We start from the raw sequence: 23,666 nt of genomic DNA, 5'->3' as shown, positions 1-23,666 counted from the left end.
TCACCGCCCACAGCCAGGGACAGGGCCAGATCGCACAGGATCTTGCCCGGGTCATGGACGGTCAACGGTGTGGCCCACCGGGCCAGGGCCCTGCTCAGTTCCCGGTCCAACCCGGAGGCGCGGATCGTCTCGACCAGCAGCACCCCACCGGCCTGACCCGCTGCGGCCACGGGCGCGGCATCGACATGAACACGCGGATACGACCCGGTAGCCTTCCCCTTGGGAGTGCTCCTCGACCTTGACGGATTCGGACTCTATACAAGCCCTATCCTGCCAAGTCAGGAGCACTTTCGCCTACCCGGCGACCACACCTCCGGCACTCACCGATGAAACGCCGAGGTTAAGCTAGCACTTCCTGTGGCTCTTCGGGATCGAGTCTCGGCCCATTTGAAGGCGCAGGTCGGTTCGGTGCGGCGATACGGGCTCTTCACAATCGAGGGTGTAGCGCTGGTGTGACCGCGGACGGCGCGTCGGTGCCTGGGTGAGGGTCGAGGTCCTCCGAGGATGAAGGTTCCTACACCGCTCATCTGAAGACCTCGACGTGCGCAACGCTACCTTCGTCTGCCCTGACCTGACCACGTTCTGCCGCATCGACGAGCTTGGTCTGGAGGTGGTGGGGCAGCGCCTCGACTCGGGCAGTGCCGTGCTGGCGTGTCGTGTCGTTGAGCCCGATGACTGGTGCCGGCGCTGCGGTTGTCGGGGGAAGGCGGTCGGTACGGTGGTGCGTCGGCTGGCGCACGAACCGCTGGGGTGGCGACCCACGATCCTGGAGGTGAGGGTCCGCCGCTACCGGTGTACGGGGTGTGGTCATGTATGGCGCCAGGACATCACGAAGGCGGCCTGGCCACGGGCGAAGCTGTCGCGGTGTGGCCTGCGGTGGGCGCTGGAGGCCATCGTGGTGCAGCACCTGACGGTGGCCCGGGTCGCCGAAGGCCTGGACGTCAGCTGGAACACCGCCAACGACGCGGTTCTCGCCGAGGGCAAGCGGGTCCTGATCGACTGGACTGCTTGCCGTTTCTCGGACACGCCCAAACAGGCTCTTCTGGACTGAGTCGTGTTTCTCGGACTCTTTGCGAAAATGAGATTTCTAGAGAATCAGGTAGGATTACATCATGTCGGCATCAAAGTATAGTCCGGAGTTCAAGGACCAAGTCGTTCTTGAGGTTGTGGAGAAGAACCGGACCATCGCAGGAGTCGCGGAATCATATGGACTGGTTGCCCAGACCGTGGGGGTCTGGGTCAGGAACTACCGGAAAGAGCATCCGGACCCCGACGCCGTGAACTCGACCGAGGCCGAGTCCAAGGAACTCGCCAGGACAAGGAAGGAACTCCGCGAGGCCCGGATGGAGATCGAGTTCCTAAAAAAAGTGGCCGCCTTCTTCGCGAGGGAATCGCAGTAGCTGTCCGCTACGCGCACATCCGCTCGCAAGAAGGCAGCTTTCCTGTCCGGCTCATGTGTCGATGCCTCGAGGTGTCGGTGTCGGGATATTACAGTTGGAGGAGCAGACCCATTTCTGCGACCGCTCGCCGGCGTCGCGACCTGGCCTCCCGGATTCGTTTCTACTTCGACGACTCGGACGCCACCTACGGCTACCGGCGGATCACCGCTGCACTGGCCCGGGCCGGTGAGGTGGCCCACCCGACCACGGTCCGGGCGATCATGCGGGACCACCACCTGGTGGCGGCCCAGCCGCACACGAGGGTCCGCACCACGATCCCTGCTGATGACCTGGCGGACCGTCCAGACCTGGTGGGCCGGGACTTCACCGCGCAGGCGCCGGGTCGCAGATGGGTGGGTGACATCACCTATATCCGTACTCTGGAGGGATTCTGCTATCTGGCGACGGTGCTGGACTGTTGCACGAAGAAGGTCGTGGGTCATGCGATCACCGGCCATATGAGAACCGAGTTGATCTGTGAGGCGTTGGGCATGGCCGTGCGGAATTTTCCACCGGCGCGGGGTGTGACGATATTTCATTCGGACAGGGGGTCGCAGTACATGTCGAGTCAATTCTCGGATCTTCTGCGGTGCCACGGTATCAGAGCATCGGTCGGTCGTACGGGTGTGTGTTGGGACAATGCGTGGGCGGAGTCGTTCAATGCGACACTGAAGAATGAGCGGGTGCATCGGATGGTGTATCGGACCAGGGGCGAGGCCATCGGGGATGTGGTGTCATGGATCGAACTCAGGTACAATCAGAAACGTCTTTACTCGTCGTTGGGGTACCGGACCCCGAATGAGATGGAGATGAGATACAGGGAAGCACGCCAAGCAGCTTGAAACCCGAGTTTTGGACGTGTCCGAAAAACACCGAGCAGTCCAATCCCTACTCGAGGCCGGCGGCTTCAGACCCCGACTACACCCCGGATTGCGATGAGCCCGATACGGGTCGAGGACTCGCGACGATGGCAGCTCCTACCCGGTCCATCTGGAAGACTTCGACGCGCTCGCACCAGCGGGCTGACGTGGTGGGTCTCGGAGTAGCGTCTGCGTGCGTTGTACCGGCCGTCGATCCAGGAGGAAGCGTCGCGTCGGGCGGCATCAATGGTCGCTAACATGAGCCGGTGACAGTGCTCGTTCGTGAACGTCGACCAGTACGATTCCGCCGCGGGGTTGTCACAGCCATGATCCACTCTCAATGGTGGCGTTGTGAACGTAGCGTGAAACACGTATACCCTCCTGGTCAGGGGTGATGGTGATTTCGACGTCATGGTCAGCCCGACCAGGGGTGAGCCGCGCAAGCGAAGCCTTCTTAGACGATCCAACCTGCGTTCGACGACCTGAATCTGGTGTCGTCCGAGGGCCTTGTCCCAGTGCTTTGGCTGGCCAGACCGGTAGTCAGGTGGACCAGGACCTGTGGCTCCAGCTCGGAGGCTTTGAGTGGCTCGTCGATGGCGGGCCATCCGTGTCGATGGAACCGGCGTGGGATGTCGCGTGAGGTCTGGAGTCCCGCGGGGGAGTAGGTGGTGGGTGGCCCCGTCGAGCGCCGATTCTGTTCAGTTGTCGGTTGTCCCCGGTTCAGCTCTCGGCCGGGTGTGGTCGAGTTGGGGTGCGTCTACTGTCCCGAACTCGACCGGACCTCCAGATCCTTGGAGACTCGAGACGCTCCGGGGCGCGCTCGACCGGGGTCGTGCACCAGGGAGCTCTCCTGCCGGGCCACCTCAGGTGTTGTCCGAATGGTGTCAGGTGTTGTCAATCTGGGTGCATGTGTTGTCCGTCTCGTGCGAGCCCTTCCGATCGCCGACGTCACACCCGAGGATGACGTGGCATGAGACCACGAAACAGGACCCGCGAGGGGTCCAGCGCAGACCAGAGTGACGGCGCGTTGAAGTGCGGGGCCGGCACCTCGCGAAGACCCGTGCCGAAGCATCCTGGCGAGATGCGGACAGCGAGGCGCAGCGCCCGGACTCAGGGCGGCGTCTCCTCCGGAGGTGCCACATGATCCCGCGCACGAGCGTGCCCGCGTCGTTGTCCACGGCGGCTGCCTTCCAGGCCGGAGTCGTCACCCGCCAGCAGGCCCTGAGCGCCGGCCTCACCGGAGAGGCGGTCAAGAGCCTCATCAGGGCGGGACGCTGGGATCGACTCGCTCGTGGCGTCTACGCCATCGATGGTGTCGACTGGGAGCAGATGCTGTGGGCCGGTGTTCTCATCGGCGGCCCCGGGTCCGCTGTCGGCGGTCTCGCCGCGGCCCACATCGCGGGGCTGGTACCTCGTCCCGAGAAGATCGACATCTGGGCGCCCGGGGACCAGTCCTATCGACGGCGTCTGGGACCGAACCCCTGGGTCTTCCACCGTGGCACCCGACGTCCACGGGGGTCGCCGCCGCACCTGGGCGTCGAGGAGACGATCCTCGACCTGTGCGCGGACTCGGATCCGGACGGGATCAGCGCATGGCTGGCGCTGGCCATCACCGAACGCAGAACAACGGCCGCCCGGTTGGCTGATCTGCTGGGCGACTCGCCGTGCCTCAGAAACCGCAAGCTCATCGCCGAGTGCCTCGAGGCGGTGGCCGGTGGATCCCACAGCCCGCTCGAAGTGCGCTATCGCCGCGACGTCGAGCGCTGCCACGGGCTCCCGGCGGGCATTCGGCAGAAGTCGGTGTCGGAGGGCACCTGCTCCGACGTCGTCTACGAGGAGTTCGGGACCATCACTGAACTGGACGGACGCCAAGGCCATCGGGCCCGGGGCGAGACCCGGGACGCCTGGCGGGACTCCTCTCACCTGGCGCTGGGGCTCGTCACGCTGCGGTTCGGCTGGGCGGATGTGGTGAGTCGGTCCTGCGAGGTGGCGGCGAGGGTGGCCCAGGTCCTCAGGACGCGGGGCTGGTCGGGCGAGCTCAGATTCTGTCCCGAGTGCCCGGGGCACGACACGTAAAGGGCAGTGGGGACCGGCTGTGAGGGGGACATGGGCGAGTCTCTCGACGGGTTCGGTCGAGTTTGGGTGCGTCTACTGTGTCGAACTCGACCAGACCCGTTGTTTCCTCTCGGTGTGACGAGGTGATCGTCCACGACGCGCGGCGGGGTGTCAGCCGCGTCCAGCTCTGTCCGGGTTCGGTCGAGTTGAGGTGTGTGTAGTGTGCCGAACTCGACCAGACCCCCTCGAAGTCAGCCCCGAAATCGACCAGACCGGTTGCTTCCTCTCGGTGTGACGAGGTGATCGTCCACGATGTGCGTCGGGGGTCGGCCGCATCCAGCTGGCTAGCTTTGGTCGAGTTTGGGTGTGTGTAGTGTGCCGAACTCGACCGGACTTCCTGGAGGGTAGACACACCGCATCTCCCGAGAGGGACGGATGGGCGAGAGACCGATGGGCGAGGGCCGGCTCCGGTCGACGGTGCTGAGCGGGAGCTGTTGTGACGGCCGGGACGGGTCGTCACAACAGCCGGTGAAACGGATCAGCAGCCAGCGATCAGGGGATCATCAAGAGATCAAGAGCTCATCAAGCCGATCAGGGCGCGAGGGTGACAGCGGTCCCGTAGGCGCACACCTCGGAGGCGCCGTCGCTGATCGCCGAGGTGTCGAACCTCAGCCCCAGCACTGCGTCTGCCCCGACCCTCAGGGCCAGCGCGACCATCGCGTCGACGGCGTCCTGGCGGGTGACGGCGAGGATGTCGGACAGGTCCGCCCGTGGGGAGAGCTCGCGGGACCGTGTGACGCAGCCCTCCACCGCACCGAGCACGCCGCTGATCTGCCGCCCGGGGAAGGAGTCCAGGGTGAGGACCGGAATGTCGTGGCGGGGGAATCCCGCGGTGATCGGCACGGGTTCCGGCAGGGGCATCGGGGGCACCGGAACCGCAGGTGCCTGCGTGGTGGGCCGCGGCCGTTGCTGAGTCGCCCCTCCCGATGTCTGCGGGTAGGGCGGGCCGGGCTGGACCCGGTACTGGCCGGACGTCGGTCGGGTTCGAGTGACCGGTTGGCCGCCGGGCGGAGGGTATGCACTCGGCTGAGGTGGGGGATAGGCACTGGCCTGTGGCGGGGGGTATGCGCTCGCCCGGGGGTTGCCCGGATTCCCAGGTCCCGATGCTCCGACGCCGGATGCCCCGACACCGGATGCTCCGACCCCAGGTGTTCGGCGGCTCTGATCGGGCCGCTGGGTCGGCGGCGTCGGCCGCGGAACAGGACCCGGTCGGGGACCAGGGCGCGCACCCGTCGACGGCTGCTGCCAGCCGGGTGGCTGGGCGGGGGGCCGGGACGAGTTCATGGCCAAATGCTAGTGCGCCGACGAGCCGCCGTCGACGCCGTTGGGTGCATCGCCTCACATCCACCGCGGGGCTCCACTCATTGGTCACCCCGCCGGTGTCATCAGGCACCGGCCCGATCAGCCCACCGGGCCGGGTTCCTCAAGGGCGTGGGCCCGCCAGCCCGCAGGTCCGCGCACAAGCTCAAGGGCCCGTCCGCCCCCGGGCCCACCCGGCCGCCCCGGCCCACACAGCCCACCCCGGCCCGCCACAGCCCGAACAGCCTCCCCGGACCGCCTCGATACACTGTGCCGGTGAGTCAGCATCGAAACGTAGACCCCCAGTCGGCTCCCAGCCAGGATCCCGCCGCCTCCCCCGCCAAGCCGCAGGCCCCGGGCGACCAGACCCCCGACGTCTCCGAGCAGATGCAGGTCCGACTCGACAAGCGCTCCCGGATCCTCGCCGAGGGCGGCCAGGCGTACCCGGTCGACCTCACCCGCGACCACACCGTCCCCCAGATCAAGGCCGCCTACACCGGCCCCGACGGCGAACTCACCCTGGAGCCCGGCGAGGAGACCGACGAGGTCGTCACCGTCGGCGGCCGGGTCGTCTTCGTCCGCAACACCGGGCGGCTGTGCTTCGCGACCATCCAGGACGGCTTCACCGAGACCTCCAACGGCGAGCGCCTCCAGATGATGCTGTCGAAGGCCGAGATCGGCGAGGACGGCCTCAAGGCGTGGAAGGCCGACGTCGACCTCGGCGACTTCGTCTGGGTGCAGGGCCGGGTGGTCCGCTCCCGCCGCGGCGAGCTCAGCGTGATGGCCTCCCAGTGGCGGATGGCCGCCAAGGCGCTGCGACCGCTGCCGAACCTGCACACCGAGCTGTCCGAGGAGTCGCGGGTCCGACGCCGTTACGCCGACCTGGTGGTCCGCCAGGAGTCCCGCTCGATGGTGCGCACCCGCGCCGCCATCACCACCGCGATCCGCACATCTCTCCACGACGACGGCTTCCTCGAGGTCGAGACGCCGACTCTCCAGCTGGTGCACGGCGGGGCCGCGGCACGGCCCTTCAACACCCACCTCAATGCCTTCGACATCGACATGAGCCTGCGGATCGCCCTGGAGCTCTACCTCAAGAGGGCGATGGTCGGTGGGATCGACCGGGTCTACGAGATGGGCCGGGTGTTCCGCAACGAGGGCATCGACTCCTCCCACTCCGCGGAGTTCTCGATGCTCGAGGCCTACATGAGCTGGGGCAACCAGTTCACAATCGCCGAGGTGATCAAGAAGATCATCCTCACCGCGGCCGACGCGGTGGGCATCCACCAGATCGAGACGGCGGACGGGGTCATCGACCTGGACGGCGAGTGGACGTGGGTGAAGGTCTACCCGGGGCTGAGTCAGGCCCTCGGCGAGGAGGTCACCCTCGACACCCCGGTCGAGCGGCTGCGCGAGATCGCGGCGGCCCACGACGTCGCCGTCGACCCAGGCTTCGAGGCCGGCAAGATCGTGATGGAGCTGTTCGGGGCGCTGGTCGAGCCCACCCTGCTGCAGCCGACCTTCGTCTGCGACTACCCGGCGATCGCCCAGCCGCTGGCTCGGCCGCACCGCGACGACCCGCGGATGGTGGAGGCCTGGGACCTCATTATCGGCGGCATGGAGCGGGGCACCGGGTTCTCCGAGCTGGTCGACCCGGTCATCCAGCGCAAGGTGCTCACCGAGCAGTCACTGGCCGCGGCGGCCGGGGACCCGGAGGCGATGCAGCTGGACGAGGACTTCCTCGAGGCCCTGGAGTTCGGCTGCCCGCCGATGGGCGGACTCGGCCTGGGGGTAGACCGGCTGGTGATGCTGTTCACCAACGCCGGGATCCGCGAGACGATCCTGTTCCCGCTGCTCAAGCCCGAGCAGCACTGACCCACGGCTCAGCGGTGCCCCGCCGCTCGTCCTCATCGACGAGTCGCGGGACCACCGATCCACCGCCCGGGGACTGCCCCGGGTGTGGTCCGGGGCCTCGGTCGCGCCCGTCCCCTCGGGTCGGGCGCGCTCGGCTCTGTCGGCTACTTCCAGAGAGTGGCGACGGCGAAGGATGCCGCCATGCATCCCATTCCGATGAGGATGTTCCAGTCGCCCAGCGCCGCCATGAAGGGGATCTGGAACCCGGCGATGTAGTAGACCACGAGCCACAGCACGCCGATCACCAGCAGCGGGATGAAGACCCACGGCACCCAGGTCCGGTCGACCGCCAGACGACGGTGGCGCTCGGCCTTCGCCTCGGCCTTGCGCGCGGCCTCGGTCGACTCCGGAGTCTTGGCCTCGGCCTCCCTGGCCTCCTTGGCGGCCTTCTCCTCAGCGGCCTTCTTCACGGCTGGAGCCTTCTTGGGGTTCTTGGTCGACGCCTTGCTCTTGGCGGGCTTGCGAACCTTGGACTCGGGCACGATGACAACTCCTGAAGATGGCGTGACGGGGCGCCTGCGACTGGCTGGACTCCCGTCCGAGATTACCCGGGTAGCCTAGAGGACGCTGTGGGCAGGTTCATATCAGCCTCCCCGGGCCGACGACGTGGGGGAGGGCGAGATGGCCGACGACGAGCCAGAACCGGACAGCGCCCAGCCAGACAGCACCGAGTCGTCCGAGAGTCCCAGGTCGTCCGAGAACTCCGCGAGCCCCGGGTCCGGCTCGCAGCACACCCACTCCGGGGGTCCCCGACGTCGTCTCAGTCGACTCGGAGGGCTTCATCGCGGCAGCCTTCGGGGCCATCTTCTGACCGCCGGAGTCCTGGTGCTGTGCGGATTCATGATCAGCTGGGCCGCGCTGGCCTCCCAGGGCCGGGACCTGCGCCCCGAGTCGGAGTCCGAGGACCTCGCCGGACTGGTCCGCGACCAGGCCAGCCACAATGCCGACCAGGCCCGGCAGGCCGCCGAGATGCGCGCCAAGGTCGACCGGCTCTCCAAGGTCCGCGACGGGGATCCCAAGGTCGCCCGGTCCATCGACGCCCTCTCACCGGGGGCCGGGCTGACGGCGGTCTCAGGCCCCGCCATCCGGGTCACCCTCGACGACGCCCCCCTGGACGTCAAACCTGACGGGGTCGACCAGAACCTCCTGGTGGTCCATCAGCAGGACATCCAGATGGTGGTCAATGTGCTGTGGGCCGGCGGCGCCGAGGCGATGACCATCCAGGGCCAGCGGGTGACCTCGGCCACCGGCATCAAGTGCGTGGGCAACACCGTCGTCCTGCACGGGGTCCCCTACGCGCCGCCCTACCGGATCGAGGCGATGGGAGACGTCCCCGCGCTCCAGAGCGCCCTGGACTCCAGCGAGGCGGTCAAGGTCTACAAGGAGTACGTCACCGCCTACCGGCTGGGATGGGCGGTGGCCGACGCCGGCCAGGTCACCATGCCCGCCTACAAGGGCACCCTCGCCATCACCCACGCCAGCCCGATCAAGTAGCGCCCCCGACAGCCGTCCCAGATCGGGCACGGCCACCGGCGTCACTCCTAGACTGGGGCCCATGTCAGCCTGTCGGATCCTTGTCATCGACAACTACGACTCATTCGTGTGGAACATCGTCTCCTACCTCGGCCAGATCGGCGCCGAGGTCGACGTCCTGCGCAATGACGATCCCACCTTCTCCACCCCCGGCTGGCACACCCGCTACGACGGGATCCTGCTCTCGCCTGGACCCGGACATCCCCGCGACGCCGGCGTCTGCATCGACGTGCTGCGCAACCTGTCGGACACCCTCCCGATCTTCGGGGTCTGCCTCGGCATGCAGGCGATGGCGGTGGCCTGGGGAGGACGGGTTGACCGCGCCCCCGAACAGCTCCACGGCAAGGTGTCGAAGGTTCTCCACAACGGCACCGGGGTGTTCACCGGACTGCCCTCGCCGCTGACGGTGACCCGCTACCACTCCCTGGCGGCCGACGTCGACACCCTGCCCGAGTGCCTGGAGACGACGGCCTGGAGCGAGTCCGGCCTCATCATGGGGCTGCGGCACCGCGAGCTGCCGGTCGAGGCGGTCCAGTTCCACCCGGAGTCGGTGCTCAGCGAGCACGGCTACCAGATGTTCGGCCACTGGCTGGCGGTCTGCGGCGACGCCGACGCCCCGGCCCGGGCGGCCGGACTCTCGCCGCTCATGACCGCCCGCTGAGGCGGGGTTCTCACGCGACTCCTGAGACAGAGCACCCCGGTGACGGCCCGCTGAGGCGTCGTCACCGGGGTGCTTCGCGGCTACCGGGAGCAGGCCACGGGCAGGTCCCGGGCCCCGCTCATGACACGCGACTCATGAGACTCCCGACAACCCGCTGAGGGTCCTCACCTCACTGGTGGCCGGCCGGGGCCTGCTGGCCCCCGCCCTGCCCGTTTGCCTGCTGGGAGGACGAGCGCGGCGCGGCCGGAGACTCTCTTCAAGAAGACCCGGACTGGCCCCCTGTGGGCTGGCTGGCGGGAACCGAGTCATCCCCGGTGGAGGTGCCACTCGGGGAGGGCTGGCCACTGCCAGTGTCCTGGCCACCGCCAGTGTCCTGGCGAGTCGGCTCCGAGGTCTGGGGGTTGTTGGTGACCGTGGTGGTTGCCGTCGGCGCCTCCTGGGCCACCACGATGGTGATGGAGTCACCGTCGGAGGCCTGCTGCCCGGGGTTCGGGGAGGACGAGATCACGGTGCCCTCGTCGGCCTCCGAGGTCTGCTGGTAGGTGACGTTGATGTCGGTCTTGGCGAACCCGGCGCTCACCAGCGCCGACTTGGCCTGGGCCTCGGTCATTCCGATGAGGTCGGAGGGCACGGTGATCTTCTTCGGCCCGTCATTGATGGTGATCGTCACCTCGCTGTTGGCGGCCACCGACCGGCCACCGGCGGGGTTCTGGGAGACCACCTGGCCGGCGGTGTCGGCCCCCTGACGGACATGGGTGATCTTCGTCCGAAGGCCGGCGTTGCTGAGCACAGACCGGGCGCCCTGCTCGCTCATCCCGGTCACCGCGGGCACCTTCACCATCGCGACGGACGGCGAGTTGCTCGGGCTGGGACCGCCGAACAGCTGATAGCCGAAGTACCCTCCGACCCCCAGCACGGCGGCCGCCAGGACCACCAGCAGGACGATCGGCCAGCGCTTCTTCCTCCGGGTGTCAGGCTCCTCGCCGCGCGAGGCGGTGGCCGGGCTGACGGGGGTCTGGGTCTCGCGGGTGACGGCCTGGGTGCCGGTACCGGGCTGGTACACCGGGTAGGCGTCGACGCCGGTCGGGTTGGGCTCGACGGGCCGCACCGCGGTGGCCACATTGTCGGCGGCCGCTGCCGGGGAGATCACCTGGGTGGCGGCGGCCGACTCCGGATCGTTGGCCGGCCTGGTGACCATCGGTGCCAGCGGCGGAACCCCCTTGAGGACCCTCTCGATGTCCTGGTGCATCTGGGTGGCCGTCTGGTAGCGGTCGGCCGGGGCCTTCGCCAGCGCCTTGAGGGTGACGGCGTCCATCTCCGGGGTGATCTCGGGATCCAGCGAGGACGGCGGGGCCGGGATCTCGCGGACGTGCTGGTAGGCCACCGAGACGGGGGAGTCGCCGATGAAGGGCGGACGCCCCACCAGCAGCTCGTAGAGCAGGCAGCCGGTGGCGTAGATGTCGGCCCGGTTGTCGACCTTCTCGCCGCGGGCCTGCTCGGGGGACAGGTACTGGGCGGTGCCGATCACCGCGGCGGTCTGGGTCATGGTGGCCGAGGTGTCGGCGACCGCCCGGGCGATGCCGAAGTCCATCACCTTCACCTGGCCGGACTCGGTGAGCATCACATTGGCCGGCTTGATGTCGCGGTGCACGATGCCGGCGGCATGGGAGTAGCTCAGCGCGTCGAGCACCCCCTCGGTGAACTCGAGGGCCCGGGCCGGCAGGATCTTGCGGTCGTCGCGCAGCACGTCGCGCAGGGTGTGGCCCTCCACGAGCTCCATCACGATGTAGGGCACCGACAGTCCGGTGGCGTCGTCGACGGCCTCACCGGTGTCGTAGACCGAGACGATGTTGGGGTGGTTGAGCCCGGCCGCGGACTGCGCCTCGCGCTGGAAGCGGGCCTGGAAGGTGTCGTCGGAGGCCAGGTCGGCGCGCAGTCGCTTGATGGCGACGTCTCGACCGAGGCGGTGGTCGCGGGCCTTCCACACCTCAGCCATCCCACCGCGTCCAATGACGCTCAGCAGTTCATAATGCCCTCCGAGCCAGGTACCGGCTGCGGTCATCGGGGGCCTCCTTCGTCAGCAGAGGTAGTGCACGGGTCTGAATGATGGGAGCGGGTTCGGGAGATGGGGATACTCATCGGACCGCCTGGATCACGGAGCGGGCGATCGGGCCGGCAAGGGTACCGCCGGCGATCTCACTGCGCTCGGTGTCGGAGGACTCGATGAACACCGCCACCGCCACATGCGGATTCTCGGAGAATCCGACGAACCAGGCGTAGGGGGAGGCGTCCTTGGTGGTCTGGGCCGTACCGGTCTTGCCGCCGATCGTCAGTCCGTCGATCTTCGCCGCACCGCCGGTGCCGTTCTCGACCACCGAGACCATCATCTTCTGCAGGGACTCTGCGGTGCTCCTGCTGGTCGGGTGGGACAGCGTCGTGTTGTGGTGGCGCCACACCGTCTGCAGGTTGGAGGCGCGCACCGACTGGGTGAGATAGGGGGTCATCAGCTTGCCGTCGTTGGCGATTCCCGAGGCGACCATCGCCATCTGCAGCGGCGAGGCGGCGACGTCGTACTGGCCGATCGAGCTGAGGGCCACCTGGGCCTCGTTCATGTCGCCGGGGAACAGCGAGGGGACGACCGGCACATCGGAGTCGATGCTGGAGTCGAAGCCGTACTTCTTGGCCTGCTCCCGCAGGGCGTTCTGGCCCAGCGACATCCCGATCTTGGCGAAGGCGGTGTTGCAGGAGTTGTCGAGGGCCTCGGTGAGGCTCACCGTGCCGTTGCCGCAGTCGACCTCGTTGCCGAGCCGGTTGGTGGTCTGCGGCAGCACGATCGAGCTCGGCGTGTCGACCTGGCCCTCGGGGGTGTAGCGGCCCGACTCCAGGGCGGCCGAGGCGGTCACCAGCTTGAAGGTGGAACCGGGCGGGTAGATCTCCTTGGAGGCCCGGTTGGCCATCGGCAGGCTGGAGTTCGCGTTGAGGGATTTCCAGGCCTTCTGGGTGGCCGGCAGATCGTGGCTGGCCAGCAGGTTCGGGTCGTAGGAGGGAGACGTCGCCATCGCCAGGATCGCGCCGGTGGTGTAGTCGATCGCGACCACACCGCCCTTCTTGCCGGCCAACCCGTTCCAGGCGGCGTTCTGGGCGCGCCCGTTGATGGTGGTGATCACCGATCCGCCCTGGGGCTTGCGCCCCGACAGGGTGCCGGTGACCCGCTGAAGGAACTGCGAGTCGGAGGTGCCGGTGAGCTGGGCGTTCTGGGAGTACTCCAGGGCGGTGCGGCCGAAGTAGTACGAGTAGTAGCCGGTGATCGGCGCGAACTCGGCGCCCTTCGGATAGGTCCGCAGGTACTTGTACTGGCCGTCGGTGGCGACGGTCCGGGCCACCGCGGTGCCGCCGACCAGGATGTCGCCACGGTTCTGGGAGAACTCCGCGTCGCGGACCCGGGTGTTCTTCGGGTCGTTGTTGAGTCCCGGCTGGCGGAAGGCCGCCGAGTAGGTGACGTTGAGCAGCAGGGCGAAGGTCATCATGGCCGCGAAGACCGCGACGAATCGGATCGGTCGGTTCATCGTCGGGCACCTCCTGGCACGCCGTTCTGCACTGTCTCGTCCTGGTCGACCCCCGCGTTCTGGCCGACACCCGAGTACGGGGCGGCCTCGGTGCCCTGGCCGACACCGACACCGGCGGCGTGGCGGGCGGTACCGGCCTCGGTGTCCATCAGGGGCGGCGGATCCTCCTCGAGATTGGCCTGCAGCTCATCGGCGGGGCGCCGCGCCTGGTGGCTCACCAGCATGAGGATGGCGACCAGCGCCCAGTTGGCGACCTCCGAGGACCCGCCCTGACTCATGAACGGGGTGGTCAGACCGGTCAGCGGCAGCAGCCGGGTGACCCCGCCGATGATCGCGAAGACCTGCAGGCCGAAGACGAAGGACAGCCCGGCTGCCAGCAGCTTGCCGAAGGAGTCGCGGCACGACAGCGCGGCGCGCAGTCCGCGGGCCACCAGCAGTCCGTACAGGACGATGACGGCCATCAGTCCGGTGGCGCCCAGCTCCTCGCCGATGGAGGCCGAGATGTAGTCGCTGAAGGACAACGGCGTCAGGCCCGGACGTCCCAGCCCCCAGCCGCGCCCCGACAACCCGCCCCAGGCCATCCCGTACTGGGCCATGATGATCTGGAAGTTGTCGGAGAAGTTGTCGAAGGGGTGCAGCCAGCCGCTCACCCGCACCGCCACGTGGCCGACCATCTTGTAGGCCACCACCGCCAGTACGGCGAAGGACAGCGTCCCGACCACCACCCAGCCGACCCGCTCGGTGGCGATGTAGAGCATCGCGACCAGCAGGCCGAAGAACAGCAGGGCGGTGCCGAGGTCGTTCTGCCACACGATGACGGCCATCGCCGCACCCCACATCACCGCCAGCGGACCCAGGTCCCGGGCCCTGGGCAGGGTGAGCGGGCCGATCTTGTGGCCGGCCAGCGACAGCACGTCCCGCTTGTCGACCAGGTAGGAGGCGAAGGCCATCACCAGCAGCACCTTGGCCAGCTCGGCGGGCTGGAAGCTGAACGGCCCGACCCCGATCCACAGCCGCGCGCCGTTGATCTCGCGGCCGATTCCCGGCAGCAGGGGCATCAGCATGAGGACCAGGCCGGCCAGGAAGAGGATGTAGGGGAACCGCTGGAGTTTGCGGTGGTCCTTGAGCCAGACCACGATGACGGCCCACAGGATGATGCCGCCCAGGGTCCAGATGGCCTGATTGGTCATCCGGTCCGGGTTCGGGTGGCCGGCCAAATCGATCCGGTGGATCATCGCCAGTCCCAGCCCGTTGAGGGTGAAGACGATCGGCAGGATCATCGGGTCGGCGTAGGGCAGGAAGATCCTCACCACGATGTGGCAGACCATGATGAGGCCGAGCCACACCCCTCCGACGACCTTCCAGTTGGCGGGCACCGCGCCGTTCATGTTGATCTCGGTGAGGAGATAGCCGGAGTAGCCCACCCCCCAGGCGACGATGAGCAGGAAGAACTCCACCCACCGGCGCTTGCTGTGGACGACGATCGTGCCGGGCCGTGCCGACTGCTCGGAGCTACTCATGAGCAGTCATCCTCGGTGACCTTCGGCAGCGAGACGCCGGAGCTCGGGCTGGGTGATCCGGTCGGCGCCGCCTCGGAGGCGGTGCCGGGGGTCGCAGAGGCCGACGCGGAACCGGACGGGGAGACAGCCGGGGTGGACGCCGACGCGGCTCCCGGCGTCGAGAAGCCCGGCGTCGAGGTGCCCGGCGTCGTGGCTCCCGGCGTCGGCGAGGCCGAACCCGGGGTGTTGGCGCGCTCCCGGACCGCCCGGCAGTTCTCCGCCCCGATCCGCAGTTCGGCGACGGTGGCCTGGGCCGACTCCAGGGAGTCGACGTCGATGGTGCTGATGACGCTGCTGCGGTAGAGCCGCGGCAGGTCGCCGACGTTGATGTCGGTCCTCTCCACCACACTCGACAGCCTCAGCCACAGCAGGGAGTCTGGGACGCCGCGGTAGATGGCGACCGTGCCGGCCTTCTCGCCGACGTAGAACTGTCGGTTGAGGAAGGCCCGGCTGCCGAGGGTGCCGGCCAGCGCCAGCACCAGCACCGCGGCGATGGTGAGCAGCCAGGGACGCAGCCGGTGCCGGGCGTCGGGGTCGATGGGGGCGTAGCGGGCCGACTCCTCGGCCTCGGAGTCGAAGAGCAGCGGGGTGCCGTCGTCGCGGGCGGCGTGACGCGGAGCACCCGGACGCGGGGTGCCGGGGCGCGGGGCCGTCTGCTCGGCCATGTCGGCGGCGGTGATCGGCAGCGGGGCGGTCACCTCGTGGTCGGGGACCGCGGTGATCTCGGCGGCCCCGATGATCTTGGGCTCCATCGCCTCCAGCTCGTCGCTGTGCGGGACGATCTCGGCCAGCACCACGGTGACATTGTCGGGGGCCCCCGCGGCGTGCGCCTCGGTGACCAGCATCGCCATCGCGTCGTCGAGGGTGTGGTGGGAGACGATCCGCTCGATCACCGGGTCGGAGACGAATCCGCACAGCCCGTCGGAGCAGAACAGCACCCGGTCGCCGAGCTGGACGTCGACCAGTTTGGTGTCGGGGGTGTGCTGGGGCTGGCCGTTGAGGACCTTGAGGAGCAGGGAGCGGTGCGGGTGGACCGCAGCCTCCTGCTCGGTGATCCGGCCCTCGTCGACCAGGGACTGCACCCACGAGTCGTCGTGGGTCATCCGCGACAGGGCGCCGTCGCGCAGCAGGTAGCCGCGGGAGTCGCCGATGTGCACCAGGCCGAGCTGGGCGCCGTCGAACATCGCCCCGCAGAAGGTGGTGCCCATCCCCTCCAGGGAGCGGTCCCAGGCGACCAGATCGGCCAGCTCGTCATTGGCCGCCGAGACGGCCCCGGCCAGCAGGGTGAGCATCTCCTCGCCCTGACGCCTGGAGTCGGCCCGGGCGACCTGCTTGACGGCGACCGTGGAGGCCAGGTCGCCGGCGGCCGCGCCGCCCATCCCGTCGGCCACCACGAGCATGGTGGGCGAGACATAGCCCGAGTCCTGGTTGTTCTTGCGCACCATACCGATCTCGGAGTGGCACCTGATGTCGAGGGAGAAGGCCATCGTCACCTCCGCCCGGCGGCCTCGACCGCCATGGTGGTGCGGCCGATCCTCACCTCGTCGCCGATGGTCAACCGGGTGAGCTCCTCGATCCGCTGGCCGTTGACGTAGGTCCCGTTGGTGGAGCGCAGGTCCTCGACGAACCAGGCGCCGTCCACCCCCTGGGCGAACTCGGCGTGGTGGGTGGAGGCGTAGTCGTCGTCGATCGGCAGGTTGGAGTCGCCGCCGCGTCCGACCAGGATCCGGTCGGCGAGCGGGATGATCTGGCCGGCGCGGCTGCCCGACAGGATGTGCAGCTGGCCGGGGGCCGGCTGGTTGCGGGACCGCTTGCGGTGCCGCTTGGGGGTGCTGCCGCCGGCGGCAGCGGCGGGGCTCGAACCGCCGCGGGTGGCGACCCGGCGTCCGAAGATGTCGGTGCGCACGGTGCTGCCGATGAACAGGATGAACACCCACAGCAGGACCAGATAGGCGATCCGCAGAATGGCTACCAGAAGTTCGCTCACGATCACATCCCTGACGGGGAGTGGACAAGCATGCGGGTCGATCCGATCTCGATGCGGGAACCGTCTCGCAGCTCGGTGTTGGTCACCCGTTGTCCGTCGACGGTGACGCCGTTGGTCGATCCGAGGTCCTCGATCGAGACGCCGACCCCCTCGCCCTTGGTCCACACGTGGATCTGGGCGTGACGCCGGGAGATGCCGGGATCGTTGATCCGCAGGTCCGCCTCGGACCCGCGGCCGATCACCAGGCCGGGCGGCAGCAGCGGGTGTCGGACGCCGTTGACCTCCAGCACCAGCGGGGTGCGGCGGACCGCGGTCCGCTCGGACTCCTCGCCGGACAGGGATCCGCTGGCGACGGTGAACCGGCCGGTGGGCAGGGACTCGTCGAGCTCGTAGCGGATGTGGATCGGGCCGTTGAAGACGTAGCGGCGCTCGGTGGCGTGGTCGCGCAGGGCGGGGACGATCTCGGCGTTGAGGGTCTTGGTGTAGGGCACCAGGTGCTCGTAGTCGTGGCTGGACAGCATCACCGAGAAGTCGTTGGGGACGAGCTTCTTGTCGCGGGTCAGGATCTGGGCCTCGGAGTCCAGCTCGCGCTGGAGGCGTCCGGCGATCTCCACCGGCTCGACCTCACCGCGGAAGGCCTTCGCGAAGACGCCGTTGACGGCTCCCTCGAGAGCATTCTCGAACTTGTCGAGGATTCCCACGTGTGCCTCCTCCCACTGACTCTCGCTGATCTGCCCGGATCTGCCCATTCCGGGGTGATTGTCCGCCCATTCTCAGGGCCGATTCCCGGGTGCTGCCGCACCGCTACCGCAGGGAGTCTACCGAGCTGGCCTGTGCGGACGCAGATCCCGGTGATCGAGGGTTGAGAGATGAGGACACCGTCGGGGTCCACGCTACAGCGGTCGATCGCCCTGCGGAGGAGTGCTCTCAGTGTGGCGGGACGTCGGTGGCGAGATACCGGCGCAGCTGCGCGTCCCCGTCCGCCGGGGTGAACCCGGTCGACCGGATCCGGCCCAGATCCAGGGTGGAGTGGGTCGGTCGTGGTGCGATCGGTGTGGCGGAGCTCGTCCCGGCACTGGCCTGCGAGGCCTTTGCCTGCGAGGCACTGTGCTGGGCGAAGTACTCCTGCGTCGAGACCGGGGAGACGGTGCCCTTCGCCCCGAGGATCTCGAAGATCCGGCGGGCGATGTCGTACCAGGACCGGGTCGGGCCGTCGGAGGAGATGTTGTAGGAGCCGTAGGGGGCGTCGACCGCCAGCAGGTGGCCGATCGCCGCGGCGATGTCGTCGGAGAAGGTGAGTCGGCCGAACTGGTCGTCGACCACCGTCGGGCTGACTCCGCGGCGGGCCAGGCCGGCCATCGTCGCCACGAAGTTGTGTCCGTGGCCGACCACCCAGGAGGTGCGCAGGATGTAGTGGCGCGCCCAGGTGGCGACGAGCTCGTCGGCGGCGGCCTTGGTGGTGCCGTAGACCCCCAGCGGGGAGAAGGGCTCCTCCTCGGTGTGGACCTCGCGGGTGCCGTCGAAGACGTAGTCCGAGGAGATGTGCACCAGGGTGATCCGGTGGCGTCGGGCGATCTCGACCAGATGCCTCACCGCGGTGACGTTGACCGCCCATGCGGTGGGACGGTTGTCGGCTGCTTCTGCGGCGTCGACCGCGGTGTAGGCGGCGGCATTGATGAGGGTGTCGACGCCGTCCCAGTCGTAGGCGTCGATGGTCTCGGGGCGGGCCAGGTCGATCTCCTCGCGGCTGAGGAACTCGACCCGACCGGGTCGCTTTCGGCTGGCAGCGTCATCGGCGTTGTCAGCGCCGAGGAGCTTCCGCAGGGAGGTGCCGAGCTGGCCGTTGGCGCCCAGCACCACGGTGCGCGACGAGGGGAACGGGGTGACGTCGGCCAGCGCCGGGTGGTGCCGGTCGGCCTCGGACAGTTCAGCCCTCTCCAGCGGGATCGGCCAGTCGATGCCGATCTGCGGGTCGGCGAGGTTGGCGAAGGTGTAGGACGACTTCGCGGCGGCCGACCAGTGCTCGTTGACCAGGTAGGTGTAGGTGGTGCCGTCGACCAGGGCCTGGTAGCCGTTGCCGACCCCGCGGGGGACGTAGACGGCGGTCTCGGGCCCCATCTCGACGGTGACGACCCGGCCGAAGGAGGCTCCGGCGCGCAGGTCGACCCAGGCCCCGAAGATCTTGCCGCAGGCCACCGAGACGAGCTTGTCCCAGGGCTCGGCGTGCAGCCCTCGGGTGGCCCCGGCGGTGGCGTTGAAGGACATGTTGTTCTGCACCGGGGCGAAGTCGGGCAGCCCCAGGGCGGTCATCTTGGCGCGCTGCCAGTTCTCCTTGAACCATCCCCGGTTGTCGGGGTGCATCGGCAGGTGGACGACGAGCAGCCCGGGGATCGCGGTCTTCTCGATGGACAGCGTCGCAGGGTCCACGGTCACTGGCCCTTCGTCGCGTACTTGGCCTCGGTGGCCTGTTTCATCGGGCGCCACCAGGACTCGTGGTTGCGGTACCAGTCGATGGTGTGGGCCAGCCCGTCGTGGAAGTTCGTGAACCGGGGCTCCCAGCCGAGTTCGGTGCGCAGTTTCGTGGAGTCGATGGCGTAGCGCATGTCGTGGCCGGGGCGGTCGTTGACGTGGTCATAGGCGTCGGCGGGTTGACCCATCAGCTCCAGGATCATCTCGATGACGTCCTTGTTGTTCATCTCGCCGTCGGCGCCGATGAGGTAGGTCTCGCCGGGGCGCCCGGACTCCAGGATCGTCCAGACCGCGGCGTTGTGGTCGTCGACGTGGATCCAGTCGCGGACATTGAGCCCGGCGCCGTAGAGCTTGGGGCGGATGCCGTCGATGACGTTGGTGATCTGGCGGGGGATGAACTTCTCGACGTGCTGTCGGGGGCCGTAGTTGTTCGAGCAGTTCGAGATCGTCGCCTCGATCCCGAAGGACCGCACCCAGGCCCGCACCAGCATGTCGGAGGCCGCCTTGGAGGAGGAGTAGGGCGACGACGGGTTGTAGCGGGTGGTGGGGGTGAACTTGGCCGGGTCGTCGAGGGCGAGGTCGCCGTAGACCTCGTCGGTGGAGATGTGGTGGAGCCGGGTGTGGTGGCGTCGCACGGCCTGCAGCAGCGTGAAGGTGCCGACGATGTTGGTGTCGATGAACGGCTTGGGGTTCTCCAGGGAGTTGTCGTTGTGGGACTCCGCGGCGAAGTGGACGACGGCGTCGGCGCGGGCCACCAGTTCGTCGACCAGATCGGCATCGCAGACCGAGCCGCGGACCAGCTGGAAGCGGTCGGCCGGCAGACCCGTCAGGGAGGACTCGTTGGCGGCGTAGGTCATGGCGTCCAGCACCGTGACGCTGGCGTCGGTGTGGTCGATCACCCAGTGAGTGAAATTGCTGCCGATGAATCCGGCTCCGCCGGTCACAAGAAGTGTGGACACGAGGGGCAGTTTAGGATATCTCGGCTATGGCTGTATGACTCTGCCATGATGGCCCCATGCGAGGCATCATTCTGGCCGGCGGCACGGGCTCGCGACTGCACCCGATCACTCTGGGCACCAGCAAGCAGCTTGTTCCGGTCTACGACAAGCCGATGATCTATTACCCCCTGTCGACGTTGATATTCGCGGGTGTCCGGGACGTTCTGGTGATCACCACTCCGCACGAGGCCGAGGCTTTTCACCGGCTGCTTGGTGACGGCTCCCAGTTCGGGATCTCCATTCAGTTCGCCGTTCAGGCCGAGCCGAAGGGGCTGGCCCAGGCCTTCACCATCGGTGCCGAGTTCGTCGGCGATGAGCCGAGCTGTCTGGTGCTGGGGGACAACATCTTCTCCGGCCCGGGTCTCGGGACACGGCTGGCTGAGACCGTCGAGGGGCTCGATGGTGCGCTGGTCTTCGGCTACCAGGTCGCCGATCCGCGGGCATACGGCGTCGTCGAGGTCGATGACTCCGGGCTCGCGGTGTCGATCGAGGAGAAGCCAGCCAAGCCGAAGTCCCACTTGGCGGTGCCCGGGCTGTACTTTTACGACTCCGACGTCGTCCAGATCGCCCGGAACCTCAAGCCCTCGGCGCGTGGCGAGTACGAGATCACCGACGTCAACCGGGCATACATGGAGCAGCGACGGCTGCACGTGCAGCTGCTGCCGCGCGGCACGGCGTGGTTGGACACCGGCACCTTCGACTCGCTGAACGACGCCAGCGACTTCGTGCGCACCATCCAGGCCCGGCAGGGTCTCCAGGTCGGATGCCCGGAGGAGGCCGCCTGGCGGCGGGGTTTCCTCTCGGACGAGGAGCTGCTCGAGCGGGCCGCCCGGTTCGAGAAGTCCGGCTACGGCACCTATTTGGCGTCGCTGGTCGCGGCTGGGAACTGAGCGGCGTCCGGTTACGGCGCGTACTTGGCGTCGTTGGTGGCTGCTGGGGACTGAGCGGCGTCCGGAGGTCGTCGGGGGTCGTCCTCAGCGGCGGTTGCGTCGGTGTCGTGGCAGCGATCGTCGGCGGTGATCGTCGCTGGGTCTTGTTCTTGTCCCGGGTCTTGATGTCCTCGGCCGATTCTCGTCCTCAGACCATGGATAGGTGAGACTCCTTCGTCTCGGACGTCCTTGGGTCGGGAAGGGCCCTCCTCCTACTTCTCGACCATGACTTCGGGCGGTCTTGTCGCTGCCTCCTGACCATGGGTCCGGAACGGCTTCATTCGGCTTCCCGATGATGGGTTGGGAACGGCTCTACTCCGGCTTCCAGGCCATGGCTCCGGGCGGTCTCATCGCCGACTCCCGGCCATGGGTCAGGGTCGTTCGTCCGTGTTCTCTGGTCATGGGTCGGGTTGGAGGGTTGCGGGCGCGTTCTGGTTCCACGGGGTGAGTGAAGTTGTCGACGGTGGTGACGACTGTGGTGGTGTCGTTCTGGTCCGGTTCGGTGAGGGGCGTCTGGTCAGGTATGGCGGATTGGATCTGCTGTCGCGCCGGGCGGGTCCGTCTGTGGGCAGGTCGCGGTTGTCTTTCGTTCTCGCCAACTCAGATCCTCGGCTGACTCCTGCTCGGCCGGACCTGGCGGCGTGCCGGTCAGATCTGGGTCCGGACGGGTCGGGCCCGGCCTCGGGCCGGGGTCTGCCTTCTGGGTGCTGGGACTCGGTTGCCAGTAGGTCGGGTTGGTCGGCCTGCGGGCGGGGTGCGACCGATAACGGTTCGGGTCCGGCTGCGGACGGAGTGGGGCTGACGTCTGGTGGATCGGGTATCCGCCTCGACTTGTCGGGTCTGTTCTGTGTCCTGCTCGGCGTTCCACTCGGCCCGGCCTGGGGAGGCTGGTCCGGTGGTCCGGCACTGTCCGGGGCGGTGCTGTTCGGCCTCCCACCCGGCCCACCACTGGTTCTGCGGAGGTGGGGTGTCAGGCGGGTGGGTGGGTGGATCTGGGGGTTTCCGGTGTGGGGGTCGAAGCTGACCTGCCACTGGTCCCGGGAGTGGTGGCGGTCGGGTTCGATCAGGCCGTGGTGGTGCCGGCACACCAGGACCAGGTTGGTCAGGGCGGTCGGACCGCCGTCCCACCAGGGCCGGACGTGGTGGGCCTGGCATGCCTGCGCCGAGACCGTGCAGCCGGGGTAGATGCACCCCCGGTCCCGGATCTCCAGGGCCCTGCGAATCCCAGGAGTCACCAGCCGCCGGGCCCGTCCCACGTCCAGGACCTGGGAGCCGCCACCCAGCACGGCGGGAAGGATCTGCGCCTCACAGCACAACCGGCGCAACGATCCGGCATCCACCGGCACCCCACCGGCCAGCGTCCCGCCGGCCACCGCGGCCCGCAGACTGTCGTAGTCCAGGGTGACGACCAGCCGGGGCGCCTGCCCACCGGTCTGGGGGACCTGGTCCAGACCGGCGAGCACATCGACCATCTCGACCAGCGCGTCTGCGGCCCGCTGCCCGGTACTACGGCCCTGCAGCCCCTCAAGGTCACGCCGGGCCGCCAGGTACTGGCCCGTCGTGATCGTCCCAGCACTGCGCCCGGTCTTCAACCGGTCGATCTGGTCGCGTTCGGCTCCCCGGCCGTGTTCCATGAAGGCTTCCAGGACCGGGATGATGCGGGCCGCCTCGATCTCGGGGAGTTGCCCGCGCAGGTGCACCGACCCCTGCCCGTCACGACTCCACACCAGACGCCGTGCCGCCACGGCCCGACGACGCCGGGCCGCTGCCTGCGCCGCCGCATCATGCGGCGGCGGGGCCGCCTGGGGTGCGACCTCCTCCAGGATCTTCGGGGTGGCACGGGCGATGCGTCCGGGGGTGGTGGTGCCGGCGATCTGCAGGAACCGGTCGGCTGCGGCGTCGCGCTGGTCGGGGGTCATCTGGTCTCGGGGCATGGTGCGCAACTGGTCGCCGATCGCAGCCGCATGATCGGGCCCGACCTGGCCGGCCAGGGCGGCGTCGCGGATCCGGGGGTCGGCGGTGATCCGGGAGGCCCGGAACACCTGACCCAGCCCTTGGGAGGGGGTGCGTCCCTCGGTGGTGGCCAGGAAGTCGGCCAGCGGGGTGCCGGTGGTCCTCTCGGTGGCACACGAGCGGGCGACCGCGTCGGTCGCCACCGCCGCCGCGGCACTGACCCGTCCCTCCAGGGTGCGGATCCGCGTCATCGCGGTGACCTTCTGGGCGTCGGTCATGGCGGCGATCCCGGTGAGGTCCAGCGCCGTGAGGGCGTCCTCGATCACCGCGATCCCTCTCCAGAATTCCGACGTGTCATCCATGGGTCAATGATACGCAAACCGG

General features: G+C 68.4%; 17 protein-coding genes and 3 pseudogenes. 8 read left to right on the top strand and 12 right to left on the bottom strand.

Going from position 1 to position 23,666, the window contains the following annotated elements; translation table 11 throughout:
* Positions 1 to 170 (bottom strand): annotated as a pseudogene (locus H590_RS18470) (IS1380 family transposase); the annotation flags it as partial.
* Positions 171 to 541: 371 nt separating this feature from the next.
* Here H590_RS18470 and H590_RS16620 point away from each other — a divergent pair.
* The 4 genes and pseudogenes from H590_RS16620 to H590_RS17485 all read left to right on the top strand — a co-directional run.
* Positions 542 to 1,000, top strand: a pseudogene (locus tag H590_RS16620) (ISL3 family transposase); the annotation flags it as partial.
* 112 nt (positions 1,001 to 1,112) lie between these two features.
* A complete protein-coding gene (locus tag H590_RS19460; RefSeq protein ID WP_028703766.1) occupies positions 1,113 to 1,400 on the top strand; it encodes a transposase in 288 nt (95 codons plus the stop codon).
* Positions 1,391 to 2,281, top strand: a complete 891-nt coding sequence (locus H590_RS0112280) for an IS3 family transposase (protein WP_036982361.1) — start codon at positions 1,391 to 1,393, stop codon at positions 2,279 to 2,281. The genes H590_RS19460 and H590_RS0112280 overlap by 10 nt, the downstream gene beginning before the upstream one ends.
* A gap of 1,158 nt (positions 2,282 to 3,439) precedes the next feature.
* Positions 3,440 to 4,375, top strand: a complete 936-nt coding sequence (locus H590_RS17485) for a type IV toxin-antitoxin system AbiEi family antitoxin domain-containing protein (protein WP_084149504.1) — start codon at positions 3,440 to 3,442, stop codon at positions 4,373 to 4,375.
* A gap of 570 nt (positions 4,376 to 4,945) precedes the next feature.
* On the opposite strand, the gene H590_RS18700 is transcribed toward H590_RS17485, so the two are convergent.
* On the bottom strand, positions 4,946 to 5,275 hold the full coding sequence (locus H590_RS18700) for a heavy metal-binding domain-containing protein (protein WP_028703764.1): 330 nt from the start codon (positions 5,273 to 5,275) through the stop codon (positions 4,946 to 4,948).
* A gap of 825 nt (positions 5,276 to 6,100) precedes the next feature.
* On the opposite strand from H590_RS18700, the gene lysS reads away from it, so the two are divergent.
* On the top strand, positions 6,101 to 7,588 hold the full coding sequence (gene lysS / locus H590_RS0112265; RefSeq protein WP_028703763.1) for a lysine--tRNA ligase: 1,488 nt from the start codon (positions 6,101 to 6,103) through the stop codon (positions 7,586 to 7,588).
* A gap of 143 nt (positions 7,589 to 7,731) precedes the next feature.
* Here the strand turns inward: lysS and H590_RS0112260 are convergent, their stop codons facing one another.
* Positions 7,732 to 8,109, bottom strand: a complete 378-nt coding sequence (locus H590_RS0112260) for a cell division protein CrgA (RefSeq protein WP_028703762.1) — start codon at positions 8,107 to 8,109, stop codon at positions 7,732 to 7,734.
* 139 nt (positions 8,110 to 8,248) lie between these two features.
* Here H590_RS0112260 and H590_RS0112255 point away from each other — a divergent pair, with 139 nt between their 5' ends.
* Positions 8,249 to 9,121, top strand: coding sequence for a DUF881 domain-containing protein (locus H590_RS0112255; RefSeq protein ID WP_028703761.1), 873 nt, complete (start codon positions 8,249 to 8,251; stop codon positions 9,119 to 9,121).
* Between the two features lie 61 nt (positions 9,122 to 9,182).
* Complete coding sequence (locus tag H590_RS0112250) at positions 9,183 to 9,821, top strand: anthranilate synthase component II (protein ID WP_028703760.1); 639 nt, start codon at positions 9,183 to 9,185, stop codon at positions 9,819 to 9,821.
* 256 nt (positions 9,822 to 10,077) lie between these two features.
* Here H590_RS0112250 and pknB read toward each other — a convergent pair whose 3' ends face one another.
* The 8 genes and pseudogenes from pknB to rfbB all read right to left on the bottom strand — a co-directional run bounded on the left by pknB (position 10,078) and on the right by rfbB (position 20,361).
* Positions 10,078 to 11,883 carry a Stk1 family PASTA domain-containing Ser/Thr kinase gene (pknB, locus tag H590_RS16610; protein WP_071161761.1) on the bottom strand — a complete coding sequence of 602 codons (1,806 nt, stop codon included), beginning with the start codon at positions 11,881 to 11,883 and terminating at the stop codon, positions 10,078 to 10,080.
* A gap of 73 nt (positions 11,884 to 11,956) precedes the next feature.
* On the bottom strand, positions 11,957 to 13,387 hold the full coding sequence (locus tag H590_RS0112240; RefSeq protein WP_028703759.1) for a peptidoglycan D,D-transpeptidase FtsI family protein: 1,431 nt from the start codon (positions 13,385 to 13,387) through the stop codon (positions 11,957 to 11,959).
* Between the two features lie 128 nt (positions 13,388 to 13,515).
* A pseudogene (locus H590_RS16605) lies at positions 13,516 to 14,907 on the bottom strand (FtsW/RodA/SpoVE family cell cycle protein); the annotation flags it as partial.
* Positions 14,904 to 16,433, bottom strand: a complete 1,530-nt coding sequence (locus H590_RS0112230) for a PP2C family protein-serine/threonine phosphatase (protein ID WP_028703758.1) — start codon at positions 16,431 to 16,433, stop codon at positions 14,904 to 14,906. The pseudogene H590_RS16605 and the gene H590_RS0112230, both read right to left, overlap by 4 nt.
* Positions 16,434 to 16,435: 2 nt before the next feature.
* A complete protein-coding gene (locus tag H590_RS0112225) occupies positions 16,436 to 16,933 on the bottom strand; it encodes an FHA domain-containing protein FhaB/FipA (RefSeq protein WP_028703757.1) in 498 nt (165 codons plus the stop codon).
* 2 nt (positions 16,934 to 16,935) lie between these two features.
* Entirely contained in the window at positions 16,936 to 17,634 is a 699-nt protein-coding gene (locus tag H590_RS0112220) for an FHA domain-containing protein (RefSeq protein WP_028703756.1), read from the bottom strand.
* 226 nt (positions 17,635 to 17,860) lie between these two features.
* Positions 17,861 to 19,366, bottom strand: coding sequence for a sugar nucleotide-binding protein (locus H590_RS0112215; protein WP_028703755.1), 1,506 nt, complete (start codon positions 19,364 to 19,366; stop codon positions 17,861 to 17,863).
* Entirely contained in the window at positions 19,363 to 20,361 is a 999-nt protein-coding gene (gene rfbB, locus H590_RS0112210; RefSeq protein ID WP_028703754.1) for a dTDP-glucose 4,6-dehydratase, read from the bottom strand. Before rfbB ends, H590_RS0112215 begins: the two co-directional genes overlap by 4 nt.
* Positions 20,362 to 20,417: 56 nt before the next feature.
* On the opposite strand from rfbB, the gene rfbA reads away from it, so the two are divergent.
* Positions 20,418 to 21,290: a glucose-1-phosphate thymidylyltransferase RfbA gene (gene rfbA / locus H590_RS0112205; RefSeq protein ID WP_028703753.1), complete on the top strand. Its 873-nt coding sequence runs from the start codon at positions 20,418 to 20,420 to the stop codon at positions 21,288 to 21,290.
* 437 nt (positions 21,291 to 21,727) lie between these two features.
* On the opposite strand, the gene H590_RS17480 is transcribed toward rfbA, so the two are convergent.
* Positions 21,728 to 23,644 (bottom strand): HNH endonuclease signature motif containing protein, encoded by a 1,917-nt coding sequence (locus H590_RS17480; RefSeq protein WP_028703752.1) that lies wholly within the window; start codon positions 23,642 to 23,644, stop codon positions 21,728 to 21,730.
* Positions 23,645 to 23,666: the final 22 nt, after the last annotated feature.

Source organism: Acidipropionibacterium jensenii DSM 20535 (assembly GCF_000425285.1).
GTDB classification, from domain to species: domain Bacteria; phylum Actinomycetota; class Actinomycetes; order Propionibacteriales; family Propionibacteriaceae; genus Acidipropionibacterium; species Acidipropionibacterium jensenii.
This window is presented reverse-complemented; position numbering and strand designations above follow the sequence as displayed.